Raw genomic sequence first — 24080 nt, 5'->3', positions numbered from 1 at the left:
TCATCTCACGTGACAACAATCACTGTATTAGAACAGATCGAGGATCAGGTAGGCGAGCAGCATCAGCGTCGTTAGCAGGACGAACGTTCCAATTGAGCTTCGCGCCGCCCTCGGACGGTTTAGTGTGTTACGTGCGTTGGGTGCCGGGAATAGTTTGTGCCCAAGCCTCATTGCCGATGCATGCCATGCACTGCACAGAGACACCAGCAGTGCATCTCCGCGGTGAATTAGAAGAGAACCCGCGCGCCGGTACAGCCAGTCGAAATCGAGGCTAATCGTGCGCGTGCGCTGCATCTGCGGCAGCAGAACGAAGAAGGCAAGTCCGGCGAACAGCAACAATTGCAGATGCGATACCACGTGATCCATCGTGTATGGAATGTAGTCAACGTCGTATGGGAGAATCGCGTAGAGGGACTGTGGGAACAGCCCGATGCCGATGCACAGGAATGAAAATAGCAGCATCGCCAACTGCATGTTACGCGGCGGATCGGACGGTCGAAGCCCCGAATCCTTATGGAAGAACACGAACCAGGGAAACTTAATGCCCGCGTGCAGAAATACGCCGGCGGACGCCGCGGCCAGCAGAAACCAGGTGATCACCAGATGTTCGTCGGCGGCCGACTGTGAGATCATCGCTTTCGAGATGAACCCCGATGTCAACGGAAACGCTGAAATCGACAACGCGCCGATGATTCCACAAACGGTGGTGACCGGCATGTTCTGGAACAAGCCACCCAAATCAGTGCACTTGCGCTTGCCAGTCATGTACAGCACTGCTCCGGCGGACATCAGCAGCAGCGCCTTGTAGATAATATGGGTAAAGGCGTGAGCAGCAGCACCATTGAGCGCCATCTCCGTTCCAACGCCGATGCCGGCAACCATGAAGCCGACCTGGTTGACGATGCTGTAGGCGAGGATGCGGCGCATGTCGTTCTCGAGCAGCGCGTAGATGATGCCGTAGAAAATCATGTACAGCCCGACGTAAATTAGTACGCTCGCGCCGGGAAAGCCGACCCACAGCACGAACACCGCCGTCTTGGTCGTGAATGCCGACAGGAACACGGTGCCGCTCGGGCTGGCTTCGGGATAGGCATCGGGTATCCAGGCCGACAGCGGCGGCGCGCCGGCGTTGAGCAGGAACCCGAGCAGTATCAGCCAGTGCGCGGTGCTGTCGGGCTGCATGGCGACGAAGGCAATGGAGCCGGTATCGGCTACATGACCGACGATGCCGGCCATGAGGACCACGCCGCCGAGCAAATGAATCAGGATGTAACGCAAGCTCGCGCGGTACGCATTGATCGTTCCCGCGCACCAGATGATCACGGTGGAGGCGAGCGCCATGACCTCCCAGTAAACGAACAACGAGATCAGATCGCCGCAAAGCGCGACGCCGACGGCGCTGCCTGCGTAGATCAGCGCCGCGACCTGCTCGATCAGGCGCGATTGTTTCAGGCCGAACAACCCGCCGGCGAACGCCATGAGGGCGAACACGGTGGCGAACAGGCGGCCCACGCTACTGCCCGCGAGCGGAACCACGGTGTAATCGAGGAACGGCGCGGACAGCACCGGCCCGTCGGGCACGCGCCAGATCATCGCCAGAGCGGCGAGCGGAAGCCCGAGGACCAGGATGTGGCGTGCCACACCACGCACCGCTGGCAATAGGAGGGCGCCGACAATCAAAATCAGAGCCGGAGGAAAAAGGTATGCCACCTCAGCGCTGATCATAGTAATCATCCTTGCGCTTGAGCATTACACCAAGCAGTTTCGCGATCAGGATCAGCCCCACGCAGGTCGCGAACCCGTACCAACCGTAAAAGGCGAACGTGCCATCGGTTACGAAGTAGGCATGCCGGTGAATCACGAGGTCGGCGATCACGGTCGCCGTCAGCACCGCGATGAACACGACCCACAGCCTGCGAATACTGCCGGGACGCGCCAGCCAATGCAGTCGCCGCATCATGGTTTTCCTCCCGTTAGCCCGTCCGCCAGTTGCAACGGCAGCCCCGGAAACCAGAACAGCAATATCGTCAGGATGGCGGTGGCGACCGTTGCCAACACGACCGACAGCGGCGCCTCGCCATGTGCCGTGGCGTGCCCAGCCTTCGCGGGACTGCGGAAGAAGGCGGCATAAACGATCGGCAGGTAGTACGCGGCTGTGAGCAGCGTGCTCCCGATGAGTACGGCAACCGCGAACATGTTGGCGGTCTCCATGGCCGCCAGCAGGATGTACCATTTGCTCACGAACCCCGCCGTCGGCGGTACGCCGATCATGCTGAGCGCGCCGACCGCGAACGCCCCCATGGTCCACGGCATGCGCCGGCCAATCCCGTCCAGCTCGCTCACGCGGATCTTATGGCTGGCGGTATAGATCGAGCCGGCCGCGAAGAACAACGTTATCTTGCCGAAGGCGTGCACGGCGATATGCAGCGCCGCTCCAACGATCGAGAGCGGCGCCAGGATGGCCGCGGCCAGAATGACATAGGAAAGCTGGCTCACTGTGGAATACGCGAGCCTCAGCTTGAGATTGTCCTGCCGCAGCGCAATGAGCGAAGCTATCAAAATGGTCGCGCCGGCGATATACAGGAGCCAGTCGCTCTCAATAACGCGCAAGAAATCGATGCCGAAGATATAGACGATGACTTTCACGACCGCGAACACCCCGGCCTTGACCACCGCCACGGCATGTAACAGGGCGCTTACCGGTGTGGGCGCCACCATGGCTGCGGGTAACCAGCGATGCAGCGGCATCAGCGCGGCTTTTCCTATCCCGAAGACGTACAGAAACAGGAGTAAACCGACCATGGTGTCGTTGACGTGTCCGGCCAGGATTCCACCCGGCGTGAACTCAAGGGTTCCGGTGAGATTCCAGGTCCAGAGGATGGCCAGCAGAAAAAACCCGATCGAGGTGGTCAGCAGCAAACCCAAGTAAGTCCGGCCACCGCGAATCGCCTCGTCAGTGCCTTTATGGGTAACGAGCGGGTAGGTCGATAACGTCAGGAGCTCGTAGAAAATAAACAGTGTCAACAAGTTCCCGGACAAGGCGACACCCATGGTGCTGGACAGCGCCACGGCAAAGTAAACGTAAAATCGTGTCTGATTCGATTCGCGGTTTCCACGCATGTAACCGATGGAGTAAATGGAATTCATGATCCAGAGAAAAGACGCAACGATCGCAAACAACATTCCCAACGGTTCAAGGGCAAACGAAAGTAACAGTCCCGGCATAATCGTGACTATCTCCAATTTCGGCCGTGCCCCGGCCAGGACGTCAGGAACCAGCGCAGCGACACAGGCAAATAACGCCAGCGCGGTCGTGAGCGTTATCGCCTCACGCAGATTGGGCCACCGGCCGCTCAGGCCGATCAAAATGGCGCCGCCAAGCGGTATCGCCGTTGCCAGAATCATCAATGAATCGGGTGTCATGGGTTACCCGTTATCGCCCCAAGCAGCATGATGGCCGACTCATTCGCCGCGCCGACCGTGAGTTCGGTGTTTATCCCAAAGTAAATATTTGCCAGTACCAGGATCCATGTAGGTACGAGCATCTGAAACGGTGCCTCTTTGATGTTTCGCCCGCTTTTCAATAGCGGCCGAAAATAAGCCGACTCGACTACGCGCCATACGTAGACCAGCGCGAGCAATGAACCGATTAAGACGAGAACGGCGATCGGCCACCAGCCCTTTTCGAAAGCGGCGAGCACCAGGTACCACTTGCTGATGAAGCCGGTAGTTAATGGAATACCGATAAGACTCAACCCCGCCGCCGTGAAGGCGGCGAATGTCCACGGCATACGTCGACCCAGGCCGGCGATTGAATCGATGTTAACCAGACCCGCGCGGTAGGCGACACAACCGATGGCAAGAAAAAGGGCGCCCTTCATCAAGGCATGATTGAACAGATGCAGTATCCCGGCCGTTACGCCAGTGACGGACGCCAATCCGATACCGAGGGCGATATAACCAATTTGCGCGATACTGGAATAGGCGAGCATGCGCTTGATGTTATCCTGGCGTATGGCGATAACAGACCCCGTGATGACAGCAACCGATGCCGCCAGCAGCAGTACTTTATCGGCTTGTAACGTGCCGAAGCTGAATTCAATTCCAAAAATCGTGAACAGAAAGCGCAGCAGAATATAGGCCCCGACCTTGGTGGCGGTGGCGGCCAGCAGTGCGGTTACCGAAGAGGGCGCATGGGTATAGGCATTCGGCAGCCACAGGTGTAACGGGAACAACGCCAATTTCAGACTCGCGCCAACAATGATGAAAGCGAAACCCGATCGGACCGTGCGGCTTTCCATCAAATCAGGCAGTCGCTGCTGTAAATCGAGCATGTTCAACGTACCGGTGGCCATGTAAAGATGACCGATGCCAATAAGGAGAAAGGTCGCCCCAATCGTGCCGAGCACCAAATAATTGAAACTGGCACGCAACGCGTGGGGTTGCGTTCCCATCGCCACCAGGGTATAGGTGGCCAGGGAGGAGATTTCGAGCAAGACATAAAGATTGAAAGCGTCACCGGTGATGGTAATGCCGAGCAGACCGGTGATGCACATGAGGTAGGCGCTGTAGAAAAAATGGATGCGATCAGCCGGGATTTCCTTCGCGACGCTCAAGCGCGCAAATAGGGTGACCACGACGCTGATTCCGGATACGATCAGCAGCACGAATGAGTTAAGTCGGTCTACACGATACTCAATGCCGATGGGTGGCGGCCAATTACCCAACGCATAGCTGATGGGGCCGTGATCGCTTACTCGAACGAGCAATGCAATGGCGCCAGCGAATACCGCGATACAGGCCGTCATTGCCACGAACCAGGCGACATTTCCTTTTCTGACCAAAGGAATCACCAGGGCAGCCAGCAATGGCACAACCACTATTAATACAGGCAGGTTGTCACCAATCATCGGCCGGATTTGATGTTTTGCGCGTCTATCTGATCTGACTCAACAGTTCCGTATGCCCTGTTGATGGCGATCAACAATGCCAATGCCACCGCCAGGGTGCTGACGGCCACCACGATGGCGGTCAATATCAACACGTGCGGCAAGGGGTTTACATACAGAATGGCGTGCTCCCAGGCAATCGGTGCTGTCCCCCCTTCGACCATGCCGATGGAGATGTACAGCAGGAATGCGGCCGTCTGAAACAGGCCCAGGCCGATGACTTTTTTGACGAGATTAGGTTTGGCGATGACGGCATAGAAGCCGATCATCATCAATGCGATGTAAATCCAGTAATTATAATGTCCGAGCCACTGCATTTTCTTACTTGCGAAGTGCGCGCGTTATTTCATTAAACAAGGTAATCATTACGGCCGAGACGGTAATTCCTACTCCGAGTTCGACCAGGGAAATTCCCAGCGCCTGTCCAGCCGGCGGGTGGGCCGGGTTCAATTCGTTGTAATCGAGAAACAGCCCGCCCAGCAGCATGGTTGCGACCCCGACACCGGCATAAATCAATACGCCAAGGCTCGCTAACGGATCGCTCACACGGAAACTCAAAACCCGTTCTGAATCCTTCGAGCCGTATACCAGTGTGTACAAGATAAACGCGGACGCCAGAATGACTCCGCCCTGGAACCCTCCCCCGGGGCTTATTTCACCGTGAGCGATGACGTAAAAACCGAAAAGCAGGATGAACGGAATTAAAAGCCGCGCCGCTTCACGAACAATAAGGTTTTCTTTCATGATCTTTTCTTGCGCTTGTGTTTCGATGACTGCCGAAGCAGCAGGATCAGACTTATCCCGGCGGTGAAAATAACCGCTGTCTCGAACAACGTATCGTACCCGCGATAACTCGCCAGCACCGAGGTAACGAAATTCGGAACCTGGGTTTGCTCCAGGGAATGGGCGATATAATAGGGGGCGACATGAAGGTTTGTCGGTGCCGTCGGATCTCCAAACGGCGGCATATCGAGTGTTCCATAGATAAGTACGGCGCCCGTGATCATAACCGCCGCGAGTGACGGCCAGTGGACCAGTGGTGCCGGCACTTCATCAGCTTTGATGTATACGAGCGTCCCGACCAGCAGGACCGTGCTGATGCCCGCGCCCACGGCGGCTTCGGTGAAGGCGACGTCAACCGCTTGGAGGTGAACCCAAATCTGGGCCATCAGCAAACTGTAAATGGCCAGAAACATGCTTGCGGCGAGCAAACTGCGAACCGAGATCGCGGCGACCGCGGAAATGACCAACAGGAAGAGCAGGATGATGTCTAATGTATACGTGGTCATCGTCTTGGTTCGCCTGACTGCCACGGTTTTATCCCGCTCACATGTGCGGCCTTGGCGACGGCGTGAGTCGCCGTCGGCGCGGTAAACAGCAGGAACAGCATTATCAGGATGAGCTTGGCGCTAACCAGAGTAAATCCGGAATAAATTATCAGTCCTGTCATAATGGATATTTGCGCGAGTGTGTCGCTTTTACCGGCCGGGTGCAGACGAGTGTAAAAGTCCGGCATGCGCAGAACGCCGATACCGCCGGTTACGGCCAGGAAACATCCCATAAAGAGGAAGAAAGCGGTAACGATTAAAGTAAAATCCATGATTTATCCAAGGCGCTTGTATTCGACAAATTTGAGAATGGCGATTGTGGCAATAAAATTCATCAGAGCATATAGCAAGGCGATATCGAGAAAATCCGGGCGCCCCCCGATAAAGCCCATCAAAGAAACCAAAATGACCGTTTTTGTCCCGATCGCATTAAGCGCGAGTATCCGGTCATAAGTCGTCGGACCCAGCAGGGCTCGTAACAGGAACAGAAATATCGCCACCAGGATGGCAACACCAGCGGCAATAAACATCATGGATGACGCTCCAGAATTTTCACGCGCTCATGCATCTCGCCGTCAAGAAGTTCCTGGGCGCTTTCTCCAGTCAGCGCATGAACCAGGAAATGTCGTTTGTCGATTGTCACGGTTATGGTGCCGGGGGTGAGGGTAATCGAGTTGGCGTAGGTTACCGTCCCGATATCTGTCTTCGTGGTGTAAGGCACTTTTACATATCTCGGTGAGATGGGCAGCCGGGGATGCCAGACACGATACGCCACATCGAGATTGGCCATTATGATTTTGTACAATAACCACGGCCAATACGTGAACAACGTTAGGAATATTTTCAGGGGTATGCCGTTTTTCTCGGAGATTTTTTTGCGGAGCGCGATAAACGTTACAAAGATACTGGATAAAACTCCGGCACCGAGATGCATGAATGTGAATTGTCCGGAGAGCAAAACCCACACAATCAGCAAGACCGCAAACAACGCCGCAAAATGCATGTAGACCCCTTGTGAGAATATATTATTGTATCGACTCTTCCCAAACTATCCGGTTGCCATTTCCCGACGCGGCGGAGCCACGACAGGTGCCTCGGTATCATTTTGGACTTTAGGCGGCATTTTATACTCAACTCTCGGGAAGATTGAAATCACGCACCGCCATGAGAATATCCCGCTTTAATTTCATTACGCGGGAATTTCCGCCATGTGACAATTATCACAGCAACTTGGTTGTTTTGCGCGTCGACTGATTTCTTGTTGCCGTTTTCACGCTCGTTGATTTAACACCGCCAAGCTCTGGCACGGGTTCAGACGGGAGTCAGCAGGATGCTCACGGTCCAAACGATCGGGCCGGGATGCATTTCGATAAAGTTTTTTGTTATTTGGCCAGTCTGACAGTGATACCCGTATTTGTACTTTTACGGAGAACAAAAATGACTCGGCTATCCTGCATAACTAAACAATACTAAAACATTATGTTCTAATATATTGACATATCGCGAGTTTCCGATATCCTCATCGCGATTGTTGCGAGTCAACGGGGGTTGATTCATGAACGGATACCGGCGGCCCGCCGCATGAATTCCAAGTTCGCTGACCGTCTCCCTCCCGGCTGGGAGCGCTTTTCCCGCTTCTTTTTTGCATTGGGCGATACCACCCGCCAGCAGATCCTGCTGGTATTCGAACCCGGTGAGGAAATTTGCGTTAATGACATTGCGCGGCTGTTCAAAATCAGCCGTCCTGCGGTCTCGCATCATCTGAAGGTCTTGCGTAACGCGGAACTGCTGCTTTGTGAAAAACGGGGAAAAGAGGTTTATTACCGCGTCAATCACACCTATTGTGCCGAAGTTATGCGAATCGTGCATGACTTCGTGGCCGCCCAGACATCGCCGCCCGTGTCGGTCTCCTCCGGATAAACTGCCATGCTGTCCTCCCGATGCTGATTTGACTGAGCACCGGTCTTAATATAATCAGCCACGGGTGATTCCCTCTTTCTCCGACAACACGCTACGCCGACCCGGTAATCTGACGGTTGCCCGGCACGAAATCTTTGCCTGGGCGATGTATGATTTTGCCAACTCCGGCTATACCACGGTTGTGCTGACAGCGGTGTTCAGTGCCTATTTCGTCGGCGTGGTTGCCGGCAACGCGGTGGATACCGGCGGCATGGCGACATTGCTGTGGACCATCGCCATGGCGCTTACCAATTTCATGGTGCTCGTCAGCGCCCCGGTGTTGGGCGCCATCGCCGACCGCGGCGCGCATAAAAAGCGGTTTCTAGCGTTTACCACGATTGGCTGCGTATTTTTCACCGCCATGCTGGGTTTTGTCGGTCCGGGAGACGTCGCCCTCGGGATGGTGTTTGTAATCCTCGCCAGCCTTATGTTCGCCAGCGGTGAAAATTTTATCGCCGCGTTTCTTCCTGAAATTGCTTCCCAGAGCGAGATGGGGCGTATTTCGGGTTACGGTTGGTCGCTCGGTTATCTTGGCGGCTTGCTGGTCCTTGGGATCTGTCTGCTTTATATCCATTGGGCGCAGTCTCAAGGAGATACGGCGGCGCAGTATGTCCCGGTCACGATGTGGATTACGGCGATCATGTTCGGACTGGCGGCGTTCCCCACTTTTATCTGGCTGCGCGAGCGGGCCGTGCCCCGGCCGTTGAAGGCGGGAGAAAATTACATCCGCGCGGGGTTCACGCGCGTTCGCGACACGCTTTCCAATACACGCCGCTATCAAGATCTTTTCCGGTTTCTGATTACACTGACGGTTTACTACTGCGGCATCAATTCGGTGGTGGTGCTGGCCGCCATTTATGCGCAGCAGGTCATGGGCTTCAGCATGCAGGAAATCATATCGCTGATACTGGTCGTTAATGTCACGGCTGCGGCCGGCGCACTGCTTTTCGGTCTGGTGCAGGAACGGCTTGGTTCGGTACGGACCTTGATCGTGACGCTGACGGTCTGGATCGCGGCACTGGTGCTGGCATTTTTCACCGAGAGCCGCGCGGCATTCTGGTTGGTGGCAAACCTTGTCGGAGTCGCCCTCGGTTCAAGTCAGTCGGCGGGCCGGGCCTTGGTGGGCCAGTTTTCGCCGCCGGAGCGCTCGGCCGAGTTTTTCGGCCTTTGGGGCCTGGCCGGGAAACTCGCCGCGGTCATTGGTCCGCTGGTTTACGGAATAGTGACATTTATTACTCATGGTAACCATCGTCAGGCGCTGCTGTCTGTCTGTGTGTTTTTTGTCGCCGGTATTATTTTACTGTTCACTGTCGATGAGCGCCGTGGCCGTGCCGTGGCAATACATCGAGATTAATGCCTCACTCGCCTGGTTTGACCATGACAACCGTTGCAATTTCAATATTGATTACGGGCGCCATCCTTGTTTTTTTATGGCACCGGTTATTGCGAGTTTGCGATGCCGCCAGCGGTGCGGATTGGGGGAAGCGCTGGCTTAACCGACTGGATGGATTAAACCGGATTTTCTGCCGTCATTTTCACCGTCTTGAGCCCAACCTCTTGAAGATTTCTCCGACCGGCGGTGTTCTGGTGGCGAGTAACCATCTCTCCGGACTCGACCCGTTGCTGCTGATAGCCTCTTGTTCCAGGCCGTTGCGGTTTTTGATTGCGCGGGAACAATACGACCGGTTTTGGCTCAGGTGGCTGTTCCGCGCCGTGGGGTGCATTCCCGTCGAACGCACGCGGAATCCGCGCGCCGCCCTGTATGCCGCGCGGGAGGCGCTCACGCGGGGGGAGGTGGTGGCGCTGTTTCCGCAAGGACGGATTCACCTTGATCACCAACCGCCCACGCCGATCAAACGGGGTATTGTCCTGCTGTCACGCATGACCCGAGTGCCGATATTGCCGGTGCGGGTGACGGGGGTGCGCGGTCAGGGTTTGACGGTCTCGGCCCTGTTGCTGCGAAGCCACGCGCGCGTGCAACAGTACGAAGCCATGGATTGCCAGAAACTAAGTGTTGCTGAATGCCTCGAAGTATTGTGGAGAGTCCTTACTGGCCATTCTGACCGAGTGGAGGGTAACCGTGCGCTTTCTCCGGGCCGTTAAGCAGCTGGTGAGTTGATCAGATGAGTTTTGCAACGTGAATTTTCCGTTTGAAAACGTGGCGCGATCACGATGAACCGGATTGTCCGAACCGTTGGCAGGGCGCTGGCGAGATATCTGAATCAGCCGATCCGCCGGTATCAACCCTATGCTGTCGTTAATCCAGCCGTGTTGGCGGCAGTGCTGCAACCGGCTGATATATTGCTTGTCGATGGAAATACCCGAATCAGCACGGCGATCAAATACCTGACGCAATCGACCTGGTCACATGCCGCCATGTTTGTGGGTGATGCATTGAAAGGGGATGACATCAATCACGAATTCCCGACATTAGTCGAGGCGGATGTGGAAAGCGGCGTGATCGCCGTCCATTTGAAAAAATATGCCGCGTTCAATACGCGCATCTGCCGGCCGGTCGGTTTAACGGCGGAAGATCAGCATCGCATCGTCGATTTTATGATTAAGCGGATCGGCCATGCCTACGATTTGAAAAATGTCGTAGACCTCGCGCGCTACCTCCTCCCCACGCCACCGGTTCCGGTCACTTGGCGTCGCCGGATGATCGCGTTTGGAAGCGGTGATCCCACGCGCGCGGTTTGTTCCACGTTGATCGCGCAGGCATTCCAATCCGTGCATTATCCGATTCTGCCCCGCATCGAGCGCCAACGGGTGCTTGCAACGGACAAATTGCACTATACGGAGAAAGAAATCCTTCACATCCGCCATTACAGCCTGTTCACGCCGCGCGATTTCGATGTATCGCCGTATTTTCGCGTCGTCAAACCAACTATTGAAGCTGGTTTCAATTATCAAAACCTTGCGTGGCATGACGAGGACCGGCCGCAGAATCCGAACGTTAATACCACGTAAACCGGTCAAAATTACCAGTGACTGGTCGCATTCAATCCTTATAGAACCGCGTTTTTACCTGAAGCAGACTTGAAAACGGATGGCGTGCCCCCCAATTTAGTAGCAGAATTGACCTAATAGACTAAAGTACCGGCGTGGCATGCGACTCGAAAAACTAACCACCAAATTCCAGCAGGCACTGGCTGACGCACAAAGCCTCGCGCTGGGGCGCGATCATCAGTTCATCGAACCGGTGCATCTGCTGACGGCGCTGCTTGACCAGGAAGGCGGCACGACACGCGGCCTCCTCGCGAAATCGGATGTCAACGTCAATGCGCTGCGGACGAAACTTTCCCAGGCGCTTGACCGCCTGCCCACGGTCGCGGACGCCGGCGGCGAAGTACATGTTTCCAATAACCTCGCCGCGTTGCTCAACCTTACCGACAAATACGCGCAAAAGCGCGGTGATCGGTTTATTTCCAGCGAACTGTTTCTGCTGGCGGCCCTCGAGGACAAGGGCGACTTCGGGCGCCTGCTCAAGGAAGCCGGAGTTTCGAAAAATGGCATCGAGAAGGCGATCGAAAACCTGCGTGGCGGGCAGAAAGTGGACGACCCAGGCGCCGAAGAGGGCCGCCAGGCACTGGAACGATTTACCATCGACCTCACAGAACGGGCCGAACAGGGCAAACTCGATCCGGTCATCGGCCGTGATGAAGAAATCCGCCGTGTCATTCAAATCCTGCAACGGCGCACGAAAAACAACCCGGTTTTGATCGGCGACCCCGGCGTGGGCAAAACCGCGATTGTCGAAGGGCTTGCGCAGCGCATCATTAATCACGAGGTGCCCGAAGGAATTAAAGACAAGCGGTTGCTCGCGCTCGACATGGGTACACTGATTGCCGGGACGAAATACCGCGGTGAATTCGAAGAGCGGTTGAAATCGGTGTTGAAGGATCTTGCCAGGCAGGAAGGCCGTATAATTTTATTCATCGATGAATTGCACACCATGGTCGGCGCCGGCAAGGCCGAAGGCGCAATGGACGCCGGCAACATGTTAAAGCCGGCGCTGGCGCGTGGCGATCTGCACTGCGTTGGCGCTACTACGCTGGATGAGTACCGTAAGTACATTGAAAAGGATGCCGCCCTCGAACGCCGTTTTCAGAAGGTGCGGGTGGACGAACCGACGGTGGAGGACACCGTCGCCATCCTGCGCGGCCTGAAGGAAAAATACGAAGTGCATCACGGGGTCGACATCACCGACCCGGCGATCGTCGCCGCCACCACGCTGTCGCACCGTTACATCACCGACCGGCAACTGCCGGACAAGGCCATTGACCTGGTGGACGAGGCGGCGTCGCGCATCCGCATGGAGATCGATTCCAAACCCGAATCCATGGATCGGCTCGATCGCAAACTCATCCAGCTCAAGATCGAGCGTGAAGCCCTGAAAAAGGAAACCGACGAAGCCTCGCGACAGCGTTTGGACACGCTTGAGGGCGAGATCAAAAAGTTCGAAAAGGAATATTCGGATCTGGATGAAGTCTGGAAATCCGAGAAGGCCGCGGTGCATGGCGCCCAGCAAATCAAGGAAGCGCTCGACCGGGCGCGGCTCGAGTTTGAAACCGCCCGACGCGCGGGCGATCTCGCGCGTATGTCCGAATTGCAGTACGGGCGCATCCCCGAGCTCGAGAAACAACTGACCGCCGCCCAGGCCGCCGAAGGCAAGGAGCGCAAACTGCTGCGCAACGCCGTGACCGAGAACGAAGTGGCCGAGGTGGTGTCGCGCTGGACCGGGATCCCGGTGTCACGCATGATGGAAGGCGAGCGCGAAAAGCTGCTGCGCATGGAGGAAGTGCTGCATAACCGCGTGATCGGCCAGGACGAAGCCATCCGCGTGGTGGCGAATGCCATCCGCCGCTCGCGCGCGGGCTTGTCCGATCCGCGCCGACCGTACGGTTCGTTCCTGTTCCTCGGTCCGACGGGCGTGGGCAAGACCGAACTCACGCGCGCGCTGGCCGGTTTCCTGTTCGACAGCGACGAGGCCATGGTGCGCATCGACATGTCGGAGTTCATGGAAAAGCATTCCGTGGCGCGCCTTATCGGCGCACCCCCGGGGTACGTCGGTTACGAAGAGGGCGGATATCTTACCGAAGCCGTGCGGCGCAAACCGTATTCCGTCATCCTGTTCGACGAGATCGAAAAGGCGCACCCGGACGTATTCAACGTGTTGCTGCAGGTGCTGGAGGACGGACGCCTTACCGACGGGCAAGGGCGGACCGTCGATTTCAGGAACACGGTGATCGTCATGACATCGAACCTCGGCTCCACCGTGATCCAGGAACTGGCGGGCGAGGAGAATTACGACCAGATGAAAAACGCGGTCATGCAAATTGTCGGCAGTCATTTCCGGCCGGAGTTCGTCAATCGTATCGACGATATCGTGGTATTCCATCCGCTCGGCCGCGAACAGCTGCATCGTATCGCCGAACTGCAGGTACGGTACCTGCGTGAACGACTGCGCGCGCGCGATATGGAACTCGAACTGACCCCCCGCGCCCTGGACAAACTGGCCGAGGCGGGGTTCGATCCGGTGTTCGGCGCGCGACCGCTCAAACGCGCCATCCAGAACCACGTGGAAAATCCCCTGGCGCAGGAGATCCTGTCCGGGAAGTTCGGGCCGAAAGATGTGATTCAGGCCGATGTAGCCGGAGATGAATTGGTTTTCCGCAAGAAAAGCAGGACCGGAAAGCCGGCAGCGTCGACGGATCGTGCCGTCGGCTGAACTTTATTGAATTTCAACCGTCCATGGTGATAACGACAAACACCATAACTTGTAACTTGGGGTAATTTTCATGTCTCTCGATCGTCGCTCATTCAAAGTCGGAATTATCGCCGGAGTTTTCCTTGTTTCCGGAGTAATAGTCGGCATCGTCTTCAGCTCGGGTCTCGGCTGGTTGCCGAATGCCGACAGCAGCACGCCACAGACCGCACCCACTACGATACCGGCCCTGACAGGCCCGGCGCCGCCGAATTTTGTTCCGGTCGTCAAAATGGCCATGCCCGCGGTGGTGAATATATCCACCACGCGCGTCGTGCGCTCTCCCGCAGGCGGAGCGCCTTCGCCATTTTTGGATGATCCGTTTTTCAGACAGTTCTTCGGAGATGAATTTTTTCGCCGTTTCCAGATGCCGCGTGACCGGCGCGAGGCCAGCCTCGGTTCCGGCGTTATCGTTTCGCCCGACGGATATATCGTCACAAACAACCATGTCATATCCAAAGCGGACGAGATCAAGGTTCTGTTGAATGACAAGCGTGAATTTATCGGCAAGGTCGTGGGAACCGATCCCAAGAGCGATATTGCCGTCATCAAGATCAACGCCAAAGATTTGCCGACGATTCCCTGGGGCGATTCGGATAAACTCGAGGTGGGCGAATACATACTCGCCATCGGCAACCCATTCGGGCTGAACCAGACCGTCACGCAGGGTATCGTCAGTGCCGTGGGGCGGGCCAATGTCGGCATCGCCGACTACGAGGATTTCATTCAGACCGACGCCGCCATCAATCCCGGGAATTCAGGCGGCGCGCTCGTGAATGTGCGCGGTCAACTGGTCGGTATTAATACCGCCATATTCTCGCGTTCCGGAGGTTACATGGGCATCGGTTTCGCCGTGCCAAGCAACATGTCGCGGGCGGTGATGGACAGCCTGATCAAGAGCGGCAAGGTGGTGCGCGGCTGGCTCGGTGTCTCGATCCAAGAAGTCACGGCGGACTTGGCAAAGCAGTTCGGCATCAAGCAGAGCAAAGGGGCGCTGGTGAGCGAAGTGCTGCCGGACAGCCCCGCCGCGGCGGCCGGAATTCAAAGCGGCGACGTCATCACCGCCTTCAATGGCAAAACGGTCGATGGCCCGAGCATATTGAGAAATATCGTCGCCCAAACGCCGGTTGGTGTAAAAGTGAAGGTTGTCGTGCTGCGGGACAAGAAGCCCGTGACGATCGATGTAAAAATCGCGGAGCAACCCAAGGATCTGATGCAGGCGGAAGGCGAGACATCACCGGGTGAAAGCAGCAAAGAAACCGCCTTAGCGGGCCTCGAGGTGCGCAATCTAACACCCGATATTGCGCAACAACTCGGATTGCCCGCCGGTATGACGGGCGTCGTCATCAGCGGCGTGGAGCCGGGTAGCGCCGCGCAAGAGTCGGGTTTACGGGAAGGCGACGTCATCATCGAAATAAACCGTCAACGGGTGCGTGACATCGCCGATTTCAGGCAATTGAGCGGCAAGCTTTCGAAGCAGGACAGTACCTTGCTGCTGCTGAATCGCCAAGGCCGAAAATTGTTTGTTGCCATCAATCCGTAAAAGGCCCATTACCGCGGTTTACCGAATTTCCCGGCGTATTGTTGTTGACGGATCGCGTTGCTGTCGGTAGCTTAGCGCCATTCGCACCAATGAGAATGTATCCATGCTTCGACGCGTAGGAGCTTTATCCGCGCTGTTGCTTATCACGCTGGCGGCCTGCAGTACCGTGCAAATTGGCCGGGATTTCGATCTGCGTGCATTTGAATCGAAGGTGCAGCGTGGGACGACCACGCAGGCGCAGGTTCGCGGCTGGCTGGGTCCGCCGAATGGAACTGGTATCGCGGTGGATACCAATGGCGGGCGTTTTGATGAGTGGATTTATTATTACGGGGAGGGACAAATGCCCGTCTCATCCGATACCCGCCTCAAAATACTGCAGATCAAATTCGATCGGCAAGGTTTCGTGCAAGGATATAATTGGTCCGGCGAGCGTAAATAACGTTAAATCGGAAGCCGTGCACACCACTGTTCAATCGTCGAGCGGACCTGCTCCGGATTTTCCGTCAGCGGCCAGTGGTGGGCAGCGACAGTCACGGTTTCACTCCGCGGGCGCCCGTCAAGTATCCTGCGCGTGATCCCGGGATCGGTGTAAGTGATGCCGGATGAGAGTAAAGCCAGAATCGGGGCATTGATTTTTTCCAGCGCAGGCAGCGGACGGGTAATCTCCAGCAGTTCTTTCAGATAACTGGCAATCGGGAAAAATCTCAAATCTTGCCACGGTGACGAGTAAAGCTCGACCATTTCCCGTTTTTTTCCCGTATCCAGGAGATTTTTCCTGGTTTCTCGATCCAGTTGTTGCAAATCGCGCGCGGGTATCGTCCGCCGTCGAAGGCCAATTTTGTTCAGCAGACGGATGCATTCGGTCAGTATCCGGAAAATAAACCGCAATCTTGCCATGACACGCAAGCCGCCACGCATGGCCACGTGAAAGACCGGATCGATGATCGCGAGCGCCGTGACGCGCGCGGGATAGCGCGCCGCAAACTGAATGGCCACCTGGGCCCCGAGACTGTGGCCGATCAGCAGGGCCTGGTCGTAGCCTTCCGCGTCGAGTATGTCCCGCAGGTCCTTGCACCAGATTTCCAGATTCAGCGTGCCGCGGGAAAAGGATTCACCGTGACCGCGCAGGTCCGGTCGCAGCACATCCCAGCTTTTCGTCAAAATCGTCTGTTCGACGAATTCAGACCAGCGGGTCATGTTGCTGGCCACACCGTGCAGCAGCACGATGAGCCGCCGGGTTGTGGCAGGCTCGCGGTAAAGTCGGTAACCGAGCGTGGCGCCATCAACGGTTCGCAGTGAGCGGAGGACTTCCATGGATATGCAAAGGATAATGGTCCACACCGGATTTCTCCAGCGAAGTTCAATTTCATCTGATGCCAGGGCTGTGCAAGCAGGAGTCGCTTGACGGATTCATGAAATCCCGTGTATAGAGTCGGTAATTCTCACGCGCTGGCGGTGTCATCGTCCCTGGCCTGAAGGTTCTCAACGCTTAGCCATGATCGGAGAGCAACTCCCGGTTGACGAAGTTTTGCCGTTGCTGCGCCGCGCGCTGGCCACAAACAAATCCGCCGTGCTTCAAGCACCGCCCGGAGCCGGCAAAACCACCCATGTTCCCCTGTCGTTGCTGAATGAAGTCTGGCTTGCCGGTCGCACGATCCTGTTGCTGGAACCGCGCCGGCTTGCCGCGCGCGCGGCCTGTCAGCGCATGGCGCATTTGCTCGGAGAGAAACCGGGAGAAACCGTCGGATACCGCATCCGTTTTGATTCGAGGATATCCAACCGGACGCGCATCGAGGTCCTGACCGAGGGAATTTTGACACGTCGCATACAATCCGATCCCGAGTTGAAGGATGTGGGTCTCGTCATTTTCGACGAATTTCATGAACGGCATCTGCATGCCGACCTGGCCATGGCGCTTTGCCTTGACAGCCGGAAAATCGTTCGTGAAGACCTGAAAATTCTTGTCATGTCCGCCACGCTGGATGGCGCTTCGGTGTCGAAGCTGCTGGGAAATGTTCCCGTGATAACCAGCGCGGGCCGCTTACACCCGGTTGCAGTCCGGTATCTGACGCGGGAACCTGCCGGTCCGTTGCCACAATTGGTGTGCGACACCGTGATGACGGCGCTTGAGAACGACGAAGGCGATGTACTGGTATTTCTTGCCGGCGCCTGGGAAATCCGCCGTACCCAGGAATTGCTGACCGCGAAAGTAGCTTCACACGCGGATGTCTGTCCGCTTTACGGCGACCTGCCGTGGGAACTGCAGGAACGCGCCATACAACCCGCTCCCGGGCGACGCAAAATTGTGCTAGCCACTCCGATCGCGGAAACCAGCCTGACCATCGAAGGTATCCGGATCGTGGTCGATTCGGGATATGTGCGCGTGCCTCAATTCAATCTCCAATCGGGCCTGTCACGGCTCACCACGATACGCTTATCGCGCGCCTCCAGCGAGCAGCGGGCGGGCCGTGCGGGCCGGCTGTCCCCCGGTATTTGTTACCGGCTCTGGAGCGAAACGACGCAACACGGGCTCATTCCGCATTTGCCGCCGGAAATCCGCAGCACGGACCTGTCGTCGCTGGCGCTGGAATTGGCGGCATGGGGGGTACGCGAACCCGGTGCGCTCGCCTGGCTCGATCCGCCGCCCGACGCGGCCTTTACCCAGGCGCGGGCGTTGCTCACCGAGCTCGAAGCGCTCGATACCGACGGGCTGATCACGCAAACCGGAAACGCGATGGTAAGTCTGCCGCTGCATCCGCGCTTGTCGCACATGCTGTTCAAGGCGAAGGATCTTGGGTTGGTGGCGCTGGCTTGCGATATTGCGGCGCTGCTCTCGGAACGAGAAATCCTGTCCGGCGAATCGAGGCGCTCCGCCGATTTTATCCAGCGACTGGAGTCGCTATGGGCATTCCGGGCTCATGGACGTCAGGGGGCCCAGTCGCACCACGCCGACGTCAACGCCTGCGCACGGGTGAATCAGGTGGCCATGCAGTTCCGGCGGATAATGTCCTGTCCCGAATCGGTGCAAACCACCGATACCAGCCAAGTCGGGCTCCTGCTCGCGCTCGCTTATCCCGATCGGGTGGCGCTGGCGCGAACGCCGGGCGACAGTCGCTACCTGCTGGCGTCGGGGCGCGGCGCGCGGTTGCCGGAGGCGGAGATCCGGTTGCGACAGCCATGCCTCGTGGCGGCGAGCCTCGACGCGGGTGAAACCGAAGGCATGATTTATACGGCCGCACCGCTGGCAATCAGCGAGCTGCGCCGGCATTTTGCAGCACACATTCAAAACAAAGAATCGGTGCGCTGGGACCCGCAACAGCAAGCGGTGACCTCGCGACATGAACAATGCTTCAGCGCGTTGGTACTGGACAGCAAGCCGATTACCGAAACCAGCGTCAGCGATGTGCGCGAGGCAATGATCGAAGGCATCCGTCGTATGGGTATCGCGGGATTGCCGTGGACACGCGTGGCGCGCGATTGGCAGGCGCGCGTCCTCTCGATGCGCCACTGGTTACCGGAGGAAAACTGGCCGGATGTTTCAGACACGGCATTGTTCGCGACACTGGACGACTGGCTCGGCCCGTATCTGGACGACATGACGCGCCGCGAACATCTGTCGCGCCTCGATCTGCACGCCATCCTGATAAATCTGCTCGGATGGGAGCTGGCCCGGAGGCTGGAAGCGGAAGCGCCGACGCATCTAACCGTCCCCAGCGGTTCACGCATGCGCTTGGAATATATTCCGGGCGAGTCCCCGGTGCTCAAGGTCAAGCTTCAGGAAATGTTCGGACTTGCGGAAACCCCGCGCGTCGCACAGGGTAAAATACCGGTCACCCTGAGTCTGCTCTCGCCGGCGCGGCGCCCGATTCAGGTCACCCAAGACCTGCGCGGATTCTGGGAACGGACCTACCCGGAAGTAAAAAAGGAACTGAAGGGCCGTTACCCCAAGCATCCCTGGCCGGACAATCCATGGGTGGCCAGGGCCACGTCGAGAGCCCGACCCAGGCGTTCCTGATGTTTTACACCGGACGTCAAAATGGGTGACCGCGTCAGGGTCGAGAACAACAAACTGATTTTCAGAGCGTGACAAAGCAGATAACCCGATACCCCTGGATCGCGCGCGTCTTCGGTTGTTTATCAGCAACGGGTGGTTCGCTACATGTTAAATAACGTAGATATTGTTCGGTTTTAGCAGATTCTTAAATATACCCCCCGGCGCCTGAGAAACGCCTTCAGACGCATTATTTACTCCGGCAGGAAAAAGGTGGGAATAAAATATCCTGCTCAGGTGTTTACGTGGATGCGGAACCTGTTTGTTCCGCGAATTTTAATCATTACTAAGGAGATCATCATGAAACTTCGTGTACTCGTTGCCGCGACGGTTTTTGCGCTCGCGGCCGGCAACGCCTTCGCGTTCCATTGCCCCAAGGAGATGAAGAAAATTGACGCTGCGCTCGCGGCCAAACCCAACATCACCGTCGCGCAGATGTCCGAAGTCAAGCGCCTGCGTGCCGAGGGCGAGACCCATCACAAAGCGGGCAAGCATCAGGAGGCGCTGGATGCGCTCGGGAAAGCCGAGAAGATCCTGAACATCCAGTAGACGGAGTACCAGCTTCACCATTCCCATCCACGCGGTGTTTGGCGTGGATGGGAATATTATTTCCGGCCGGATAAATCAGTCACGCTTACGGCCAGGGAAACACCTGAAGGGGGTGCTCCAATTCGATGTGGGTACGGAACCAGGCCGATCAGTCTTGCGGTTCGTAACCGAGATTCGGCGACAGCCAGCGCTCGATGACGGCGAGTTTCATATCCTTACGCCGCGCGTAGTCCTCGACCTGGTCCTTGGCCAGTTTCCCCACGGCAAAATACCGCGACTCCGGATGGGAGAAATAGAAACCGCTGACCGCCGCCGCCGGCCACATGGCGTAGGTTTCCGTAAGCTTGATCTCCGTGGTTTTCGTCGCATCGATCAGGCTGAACAGCAGTTCTTTTTCGGTATGATCCGGGCAGGCCGGATAGCCGGGGGCCGGACGAATGCCCTGATAGGCTTCACGGATTAATGCCTCGACATCGAGCTGTTCCGCGGCGGCATATCCCCAGAACTCCTTGCGGCAACGTTCGTGCAGCCGTTCGGCAAACGCCTCCGCCAGACGATCCGCGAGCGCTTTAACCATGATGGCGTTGTAGTCGTCGTTTTGTTGTTCGAATTTTTTCGCCAACGCTTCGGCCCCGTGTATCCCGACGGCAAATCCCCCGACGAAATCCTTAAGGCCGGTTTCCTTCGGCGCCACAAAATCCGCGAGCGCGCGATTGGGACGGCCCGGCGGTTTTTCATCTTGCTGGCGCAAACTGTGCAGCGTGGTTAAAACCCGTGTCCGTGCCGCGTCGGCGTACACTTCAATATCATCGTCGTGCACGCTGTTGGCCGGGAACAAGCCCAGCACGCCGTTGGCGGTAAACAGATTTTCCCGAACGATGCGCTTGAGCAGGGACTGGGCGTCGTTGAAAAGCGTGGTTGCCTCCGTTCCCGCCGTTTCATCCTTGAGTATCTCCGGGTAGCGTCCGGTGAGCTCCCAGGTCTGAAAAAACGGCGTCCAGTCGATATAGCGCACCAGTTCATCCAGGGCATATTTCGGAAAGGCCTGGATACCCAAAACGCGTGGCACCGGCGGGACGTAATCCGGCCAATCGATTTTGGATTTGTTGGCGCGGGCGGCGCTCAGGCCCAGCATCCGCACGTTGGCCTGCTTGCCCTTGTGGCGCGTGCGGACTTCGTCGTATTCGGCGTGGATTCTTGCCACGAAGTCTTTTTTCAGGTCGGCGCTCAGGAGATTTGAAACCACGCCCACGCCGCGCGAGGCGTCCTTGACCCACACCACCGGATGCGGGTAATTCGGCGCGATCTTCACCGCCGTGTGCACGCGCGAAGTCGTGGCGCCGCCGATGAGCAGTGGCACCGTGAAATGTTCACGCTGCATCTCTTTGGCCACGTGCGCCATTTCCTCGAGCGAGGGCGTGATCAGGCCGGATAACCCGATGATGTCCACCTTTTCCTGTTTCGCGGTTTCGAGGATCTTCGACGCCGGCACCATGACGCCGAGATCGATGACCTCGTAGTTATTGCACGCCAGCACCACGCCGACGATGTTCTTGCCGATGTCGTGCACGTCGCCCTTGACCGTCGCCATGAGGACTTTGCCCTTGGCGCGGCTGCCGGCGGTCTTTTCCGCCTCGATGTACGGAATGAGATAGGCCACGGCCTTTTTCATCACGCGCGCGCTCTTCACCACCTGCGGCAGGAACATCTTGCCGGAGCCGAACAGGTCGCCGACCACGTTCATGCCGTCCATGAGCGGGCCTTCGATCACCTGGATCGGCCGATCGAAAATCCGGCGCGTCTCCTCGGTGTCCTGCTCGACGTATTCGTCGATGCCGTGCACCAGCGCATGCGTCAGGCGCTCCTTGACCGGCGCCTGGCGCCAGCTCAGATCCTGGGTCTGTACCCGGCCGCCGTCGCCGGCGAATTGGGGCGCGATTTCAAGCAGTCGTTCCGTGGCATCGGGCCGGCGGTTGAGCACCACGTCTTCCACCCGCTCGCGCAGTTCCGCGGGTATGTCCGCGTAGACGGCGAGTTGGCCGGCATTCACGATGCCCATGTCCATGCCCGCCTGGATGGCGTGATAGAGAAACACCGAGTGAATGGCCTCGCGCACCGCGGTATTGCCGCGAAACGAGAACGACACATTGCTCACGCCGCCGCTGATCAGCGCGTGCGGGAGGCTGTTCTTGATCGCGCGCGTGGCCTCGATGTAGTCCACCGCGTAATTGTTGTGCTCCTCGATGCCGGTGCCGATCGCGAAGACGTTCGGGTCGAATATGATGTCCTGGGGCGGGATGTTGGCCCGCTCCGTGAGGATCTTGTACGAGCGTGCGCAAATCTCGGTTTTGCGCGCGCGCGTATCCGCCTGGCCCTTTTCATCGAAAGCCATGACCACGACCGCCGCGCCATAACGGCGTACGGTGCGTGCCTGATCGATGAATTTTTCCTCGCCTTCCTTGAGGCTGATGGAATTCACCACCGGTTTGCCCTGCACGCATTTCAGCCCGGCCTCGAGCACGGTCCACTTGGACGAATCGATCATCACCGGCACGCGGGCAATTTCCGGCTCGGAGGCGATCAGATGCAGGAAGGTCGTCATGGCCTTCTCGCCTTCGAGCATCGCCTCGTCCATGTTGACGTCGATGATCTGGGCCCCGTTGATCACCTGCTGACGCGCCACGTCGAGCGCCTTGTCGTATTCGTTATTTAGAATGAGCTTCTTGAACGCGGCCGATCCCGTGACGTTGGTGCGTTCGCCGATGTTCACGAAAATGCTTTCCGGCCCGATGTTGAGCGATTCCAGCCCCGCGAGCCGGCACCGTGGCTCGATTTCCGGCAGCGCGCGCGGACGGCTGGCGCGCACGGCGTCGGCGATGGCCTTGATGTGCGGCGGCGTGGTGCCGCAGCAACCGCCCACGATATTGATGAAGCCGGATTCGGCCCATTCCTTGATCTGGCCGGCCATGAATTCCGGCGTGTCGTCGTAACCGCCGAATTCGTTCGGCAGTCCGGCGTTGGGATGGCTGCTGACGCGTACGTTGGCGACGCGCGCCATTTCCTCGACGTACTGGCGCAATTGCGCGGTGCCGAGGGCGCAATTCAAACCCACGCTCAAGGGTCGCGCGTGCGCGATGGAATTCCAGAACGCCTCGGTGGTTTGTCCCGAAAGGGTGCGGCCGCTGGCATCGGTGATGGTGCCGGAGATCATGATCGGCACCCGTATTCCGTGTTCTACGAAATAGCGGTCGATCGCGTACAACGCCGCCTTGCAGTTCAGCGTGTCGAACACGGTTTCGACCAGCAGCAGATCGGCGCCGCCGTCGAGCAGTCCGCGCGTGGCTTCGGTGTAGGCGGAGACCAGCTCGTCGAAACTGACGTTGCGGAATTCCGGGAAGTTCACGTCCGGTGACAACGAGGCGGTGCGATTGGTCGGCCCGAGCACCCCGGCCACGAAACGCGGGCGCGATGCGTTCTGGCGTTCGTATTCATCGGCCGTGGCGCGCGCCAGGCGCGCGCCCTCGCGGTTCAATTCATAGGCGAGTTCCTCCAGCTTGTAATCCGCCATGGAGATGGATTGCGAATTGAAGGTGTTGGTTTCGAGGATGTCGGCGCCGGCGCCGAGATAGGCCGCGTGGATGTCGCGGATGATCTTGGGTTGCGTGAGCGTCAGCAGGTCGTTGTTCCCTTTCAGCTCGTGCGCCCAGCTCGCGAAGCGTTCGCCGCGATAATCTTTTTCCTCCAGCTTGTAGCGCTGGATCATGGTGCCCATGGCACCGTCCAGGATCAGGATTCGCTCTTGGAGCAGGCTATCAAGCCGGGACAGGCGAGTGCGTCGGGCGTTGTCGGGAACGACGTAAGATTGTGACATTCGTGTGAATTGTATGCATAAAATCGGCGTGCAGTGTACCGGGTTTCACGGGTGGCGTGATAG

21 protein-coding genes are annotated in these 24080 nt (G+C 57.6%); 9 read left to right on the top strand and 12 right to left on the bottom strand.

Annotated elements, in window-relative coordinates; all coding sequences use genetic code 11:
• Nucleotides 1-27 precede the first annotated feature (27 nt).
• The 10 genes from WD823_RS07460 to WD823_RS07415 are packed head-to-tail and all read right to left on the bottom strand — an operon-like array spanning nucleotide 28 to nucleotide 7280.
• Nucleotides 28-1725 (bottom strand): Na(+)/H(+) antiporter subunit D, encoded by a 1698-nt coding sequence (locus tag WD823_RS07460; RefSeq protein ID WP_368428863.1) that lies wholly within the window; start codon nucleotides 1723-1725, stop codon nucleotides 28-30.
• Complete coding sequence (locus WD823_RS07455) at nucleotides 1712-1960, bottom strand: hypothetical protein (protein ID WP_368428862.1); 249 nt, start codon at nucleotides 1958-1960, stop codon at nucleotides 1712-1714. The genes WD823_RS07460 and WD823_RS07455 overlap by 14 nt, the downstream gene beginning before the upstream one ends.
• Nucleotides 1957-3423 carry a monovalent cation/H+ antiporter subunit D family protein gene (locus WD823_RS07450; RefSeq protein WP_368428861.1) on the bottom strand — a complete coding sequence of 489 codons (1467 nt, stop codon included), beginning with the start codon at nucleotides 3421-3423 and terminating at the stop codon, nucleotides 1957-1959. Before WD823_RS07450 ends, WD823_RS07455 begins: the two co-directional genes overlap by 4 nt.
• Nucleotides 3420-4910 carry a monovalent cation/H+ antiporter subunit D family protein gene (locus tag WD823_RS07445; RefSeq protein ID WP_368428860.1) on the bottom strand — a complete coding sequence of 497 codons (1491 nt, stop codon included), beginning with the start codon at nucleotides 4908-4910 and terminating at the stop codon, nucleotides 3420-3422. The genes WD823_RS07450 and WD823_RS07445 overlap by 4 nt, the downstream gene beginning before the upstream one ends.
• The gene (locus WD823_RS07440; RefSeq protein ID WP_368428859.1) at nucleotides 4907-5266 is read right to left on the bottom strand and encodes a cation:proton antiporter subunit C; all 360 of its coding nucleotides are present in this window, start codon (nucleotides 5264-5266) and stop codon (nucleotides 4907-4909) included. The genes WD823_RS07445 and WD823_RS07440 overlap by 4 nt, the downstream gene beginning before the upstream one ends.
• 4 nt (nucleotides 5267-5270) lie before the next feature.
• Nucleotides 5271-5693 carry a Na(+)/H(+) antiporter subunit B gene (locus WD823_RS07435; protein ID WP_368428858.1) on the bottom strand — a complete coding sequence of 141 codons (423 nt, stop codon included), beginning with the start codon at nucleotides 5691-5693 and terminating at the stop codon, nucleotides 5271-5273.
• Entirely contained in the window at nucleotides 5690-6262 is a 573-nt protein-coding gene (locus WD823_RS07430) for a DUF4040 domain-containing protein (RefSeq protein WP_368428857.1), read from the bottom strand. Before WD823_RS07430 ends, WD823_RS07435 begins: the two co-directional genes overlap by 4 nt.
• Nucleotides 6235-6549, bottom strand: coding sequence for a monovalent cation/H(+) antiporter subunit G (mnhG, locus tag WD823_RS07425; protein WP_368428856.1), 315 nt, complete (start codon nucleotides 6547-6549; stop codon nucleotides 6235-6237). Before mnhG ends, WD823_RS07430 begins: the two co-directional genes overlap by 28 nt.
• 3 nt (nucleotides 6550-6552) lie before the next feature.
• Nucleotides 6553-6810, bottom strand: a complete 258-nt coding sequence (locus WD823_RS07420; protein ID WP_368428855.1) for a monovalent cation/H+ antiporter complex subunit F — start codon at nucleotides 6808-6810, stop codon at nucleotides 6553-6555.
• Entirely contained in the window at nucleotides 6807-7280 is a 474-nt protein-coding gene (locus tag WD823_RS07415) for a Na+/H+ antiporter subunit E (protein WP_368428854.1), read from the bottom strand. The genes WD823_RS07420 and WD823_RS07415 overlap by 4 nt, the downstream gene beginning before the upstream one ends.
• A 578-nt stretch (nucleotides 7281-7858) precedes the next feature.
• Here WD823_RS07415 and WD823_RS07410 point away from each other — a divergent pair.
• The 7 genes from WD823_RS07410 to WD823_RS07380 all read left to right on the top strand — a co-directional run bounded on the left by WD823_RS07410 (nucleotide 7859) and on the right by WD823_RS07380 (nucleotide 15985).
• A complete protein-coding gene (locus WD823_RS07410; RefSeq protein ID WP_368428853.1) occupies nucleotides 7859-8197 on the top strand; it encodes an ArsR/SmtB family transcription factor in 339 nt (112 codons plus the stop codon).
• Nucleotides 8198-8261: 64 nt separating this feature from the next.
• Nucleotides 8262-9590 carry an MFS transporter gene (locus tag WD823_RS07405; protein ID WP_368428852.1) on the top strand — a complete coding sequence of 443 codons (1329 nt, stop codon included), beginning with the start codon at nucleotides 8262-8264 and terminating at the stop codon, nucleotides 9588-9590.
• A 23-nt stretch (nucleotides 9591-9613) separates the two neighbouring features.
• Nucleotides 9614-10339 (top strand): lysophospholipid acyltransferase family protein, encoded by a 726-nt coding sequence (locus tag WD823_RS07400; RefSeq protein ID WP_368428851.1) that lies wholly within the window; start codon nucleotides 9614-9616, stop codon nucleotides 10337-10339.
• A 69-nt stretch (nucleotides 10340-10408) separates the two neighbouring features.
• Nucleotides 10409-11206, top strand: a complete 798-nt coding sequence (locus tag WD823_RS07395; protein WP_368428850.1) for a YiiX/YebB-like N1pC/P60 family cysteine hydrolase — start codon at nucleotides 10409-10411, stop codon at nucleotides 11204-11206.
• 139 nt (nucleotides 11207-11345) lie between these two features.
• Complete coding sequence (clpB, locus tag WD823_RS07390) at nucleotides 11346-13967, top strand: ATP-dependent chaperone ClpB (RefSeq protein WP_368428849.1); 2622 nt, start codon at nucleotides 11346-11348, stop codon at nucleotides 13965-13967.
• Between the two features lie 70 nt (nucleotides 13968-14037).
• On the top strand, nucleotides 14038-15546 hold the full coding sequence (locus WD823_RS07385; RefSeq protein WP_368428848.1) for a DegQ family serine endoprotease: 1509 nt from the start codon (nucleotides 14038-14040) through the stop codon (nucleotides 15544-15546).
• A gap of 103 nt (nucleotides 15547-15649) precedes the next feature.
• Complete coding sequence (locus WD823_RS07380) at nucleotides 15650-15985, top strand: hypothetical protein (protein ID WP_368428847.1); 336 nt, start codon at nucleotides 15650-15652, stop codon at nucleotides 15983-15985.
• 2 nt (nucleotides 15986-15987) lie between these two features.
• On the opposite strand, the gene WD823_RS07375 is transcribed toward WD823_RS07380, so the two are convergent.
• A complete protein-coding gene (locus WD823_RS07375; RefSeq protein ID WP_368428846.1) occupies nucleotides 15988-16860 on the bottom strand; it encodes an alpha/beta fold hydrolase in 873 nt (290 codons plus the stop codon).
• Nucleotides 16861-17041: 181 nt separating this feature from the next.
• Between WD823_RS07375 and hrpB the strand changes: the two genes are divergently transcribed.
• Both hrpB and WD823_RS07365 read left to right on the top strand, forming a co-directional pair.
• Nucleotides 17042-19561 (top strand): ATP-dependent helicase HrpB, encoded by a 2520-nt coding sequence (hrpB, locus tag WD823_RS07370; RefSeq protein ID WP_368428845.1) that lies wholly within the window; start codon nucleotides 17042-17044, stop codon nucleotides 19559-19561.
• A 336-nt stretch (nucleotides 19562-19897) separates the two neighbouring features.
• A complete protein-coding gene (locus WD823_RS07365) occupies nucleotides 19898-20146 on the top strand; it encodes a hypothetical protein (RefSeq protein ID WP_368428844.1) in 249 nt (82 codons plus the stop codon).
• Nucleotides 20147-20294: 148 nt separating this feature from the next.
• Here WD823_RS07365 and metH read toward each other — a convergent pair whose 3' ends face one another.
• Nucleotides 20295-24017 (bottom strand): methionine synthase, encoded by a 3723-nt coding sequence (gene metH, locus WD823_RS07360; RefSeq protein WP_368428843.1) that lies wholly within the window; start codon nucleotides 24015-24017, stop codon nucleotides 20295-20297.
• Between the last annotated feature and the right edge of the window lie 63 nt (nucleotides 24018-24080).

It is taken from the genome of Sulfuricaulis sp. (assembly GCF_040901545.1).
Classification (GTDB): domain Bacteria; phylum Pseudomonadota; class Gammaproteobacteria; order Acidiferrobacterales; family Sulfurifustaceae; genus Sulfuricaulis.
This window is presented reverse-complemented; position numbering and strand designations above follow the sequence as displayed.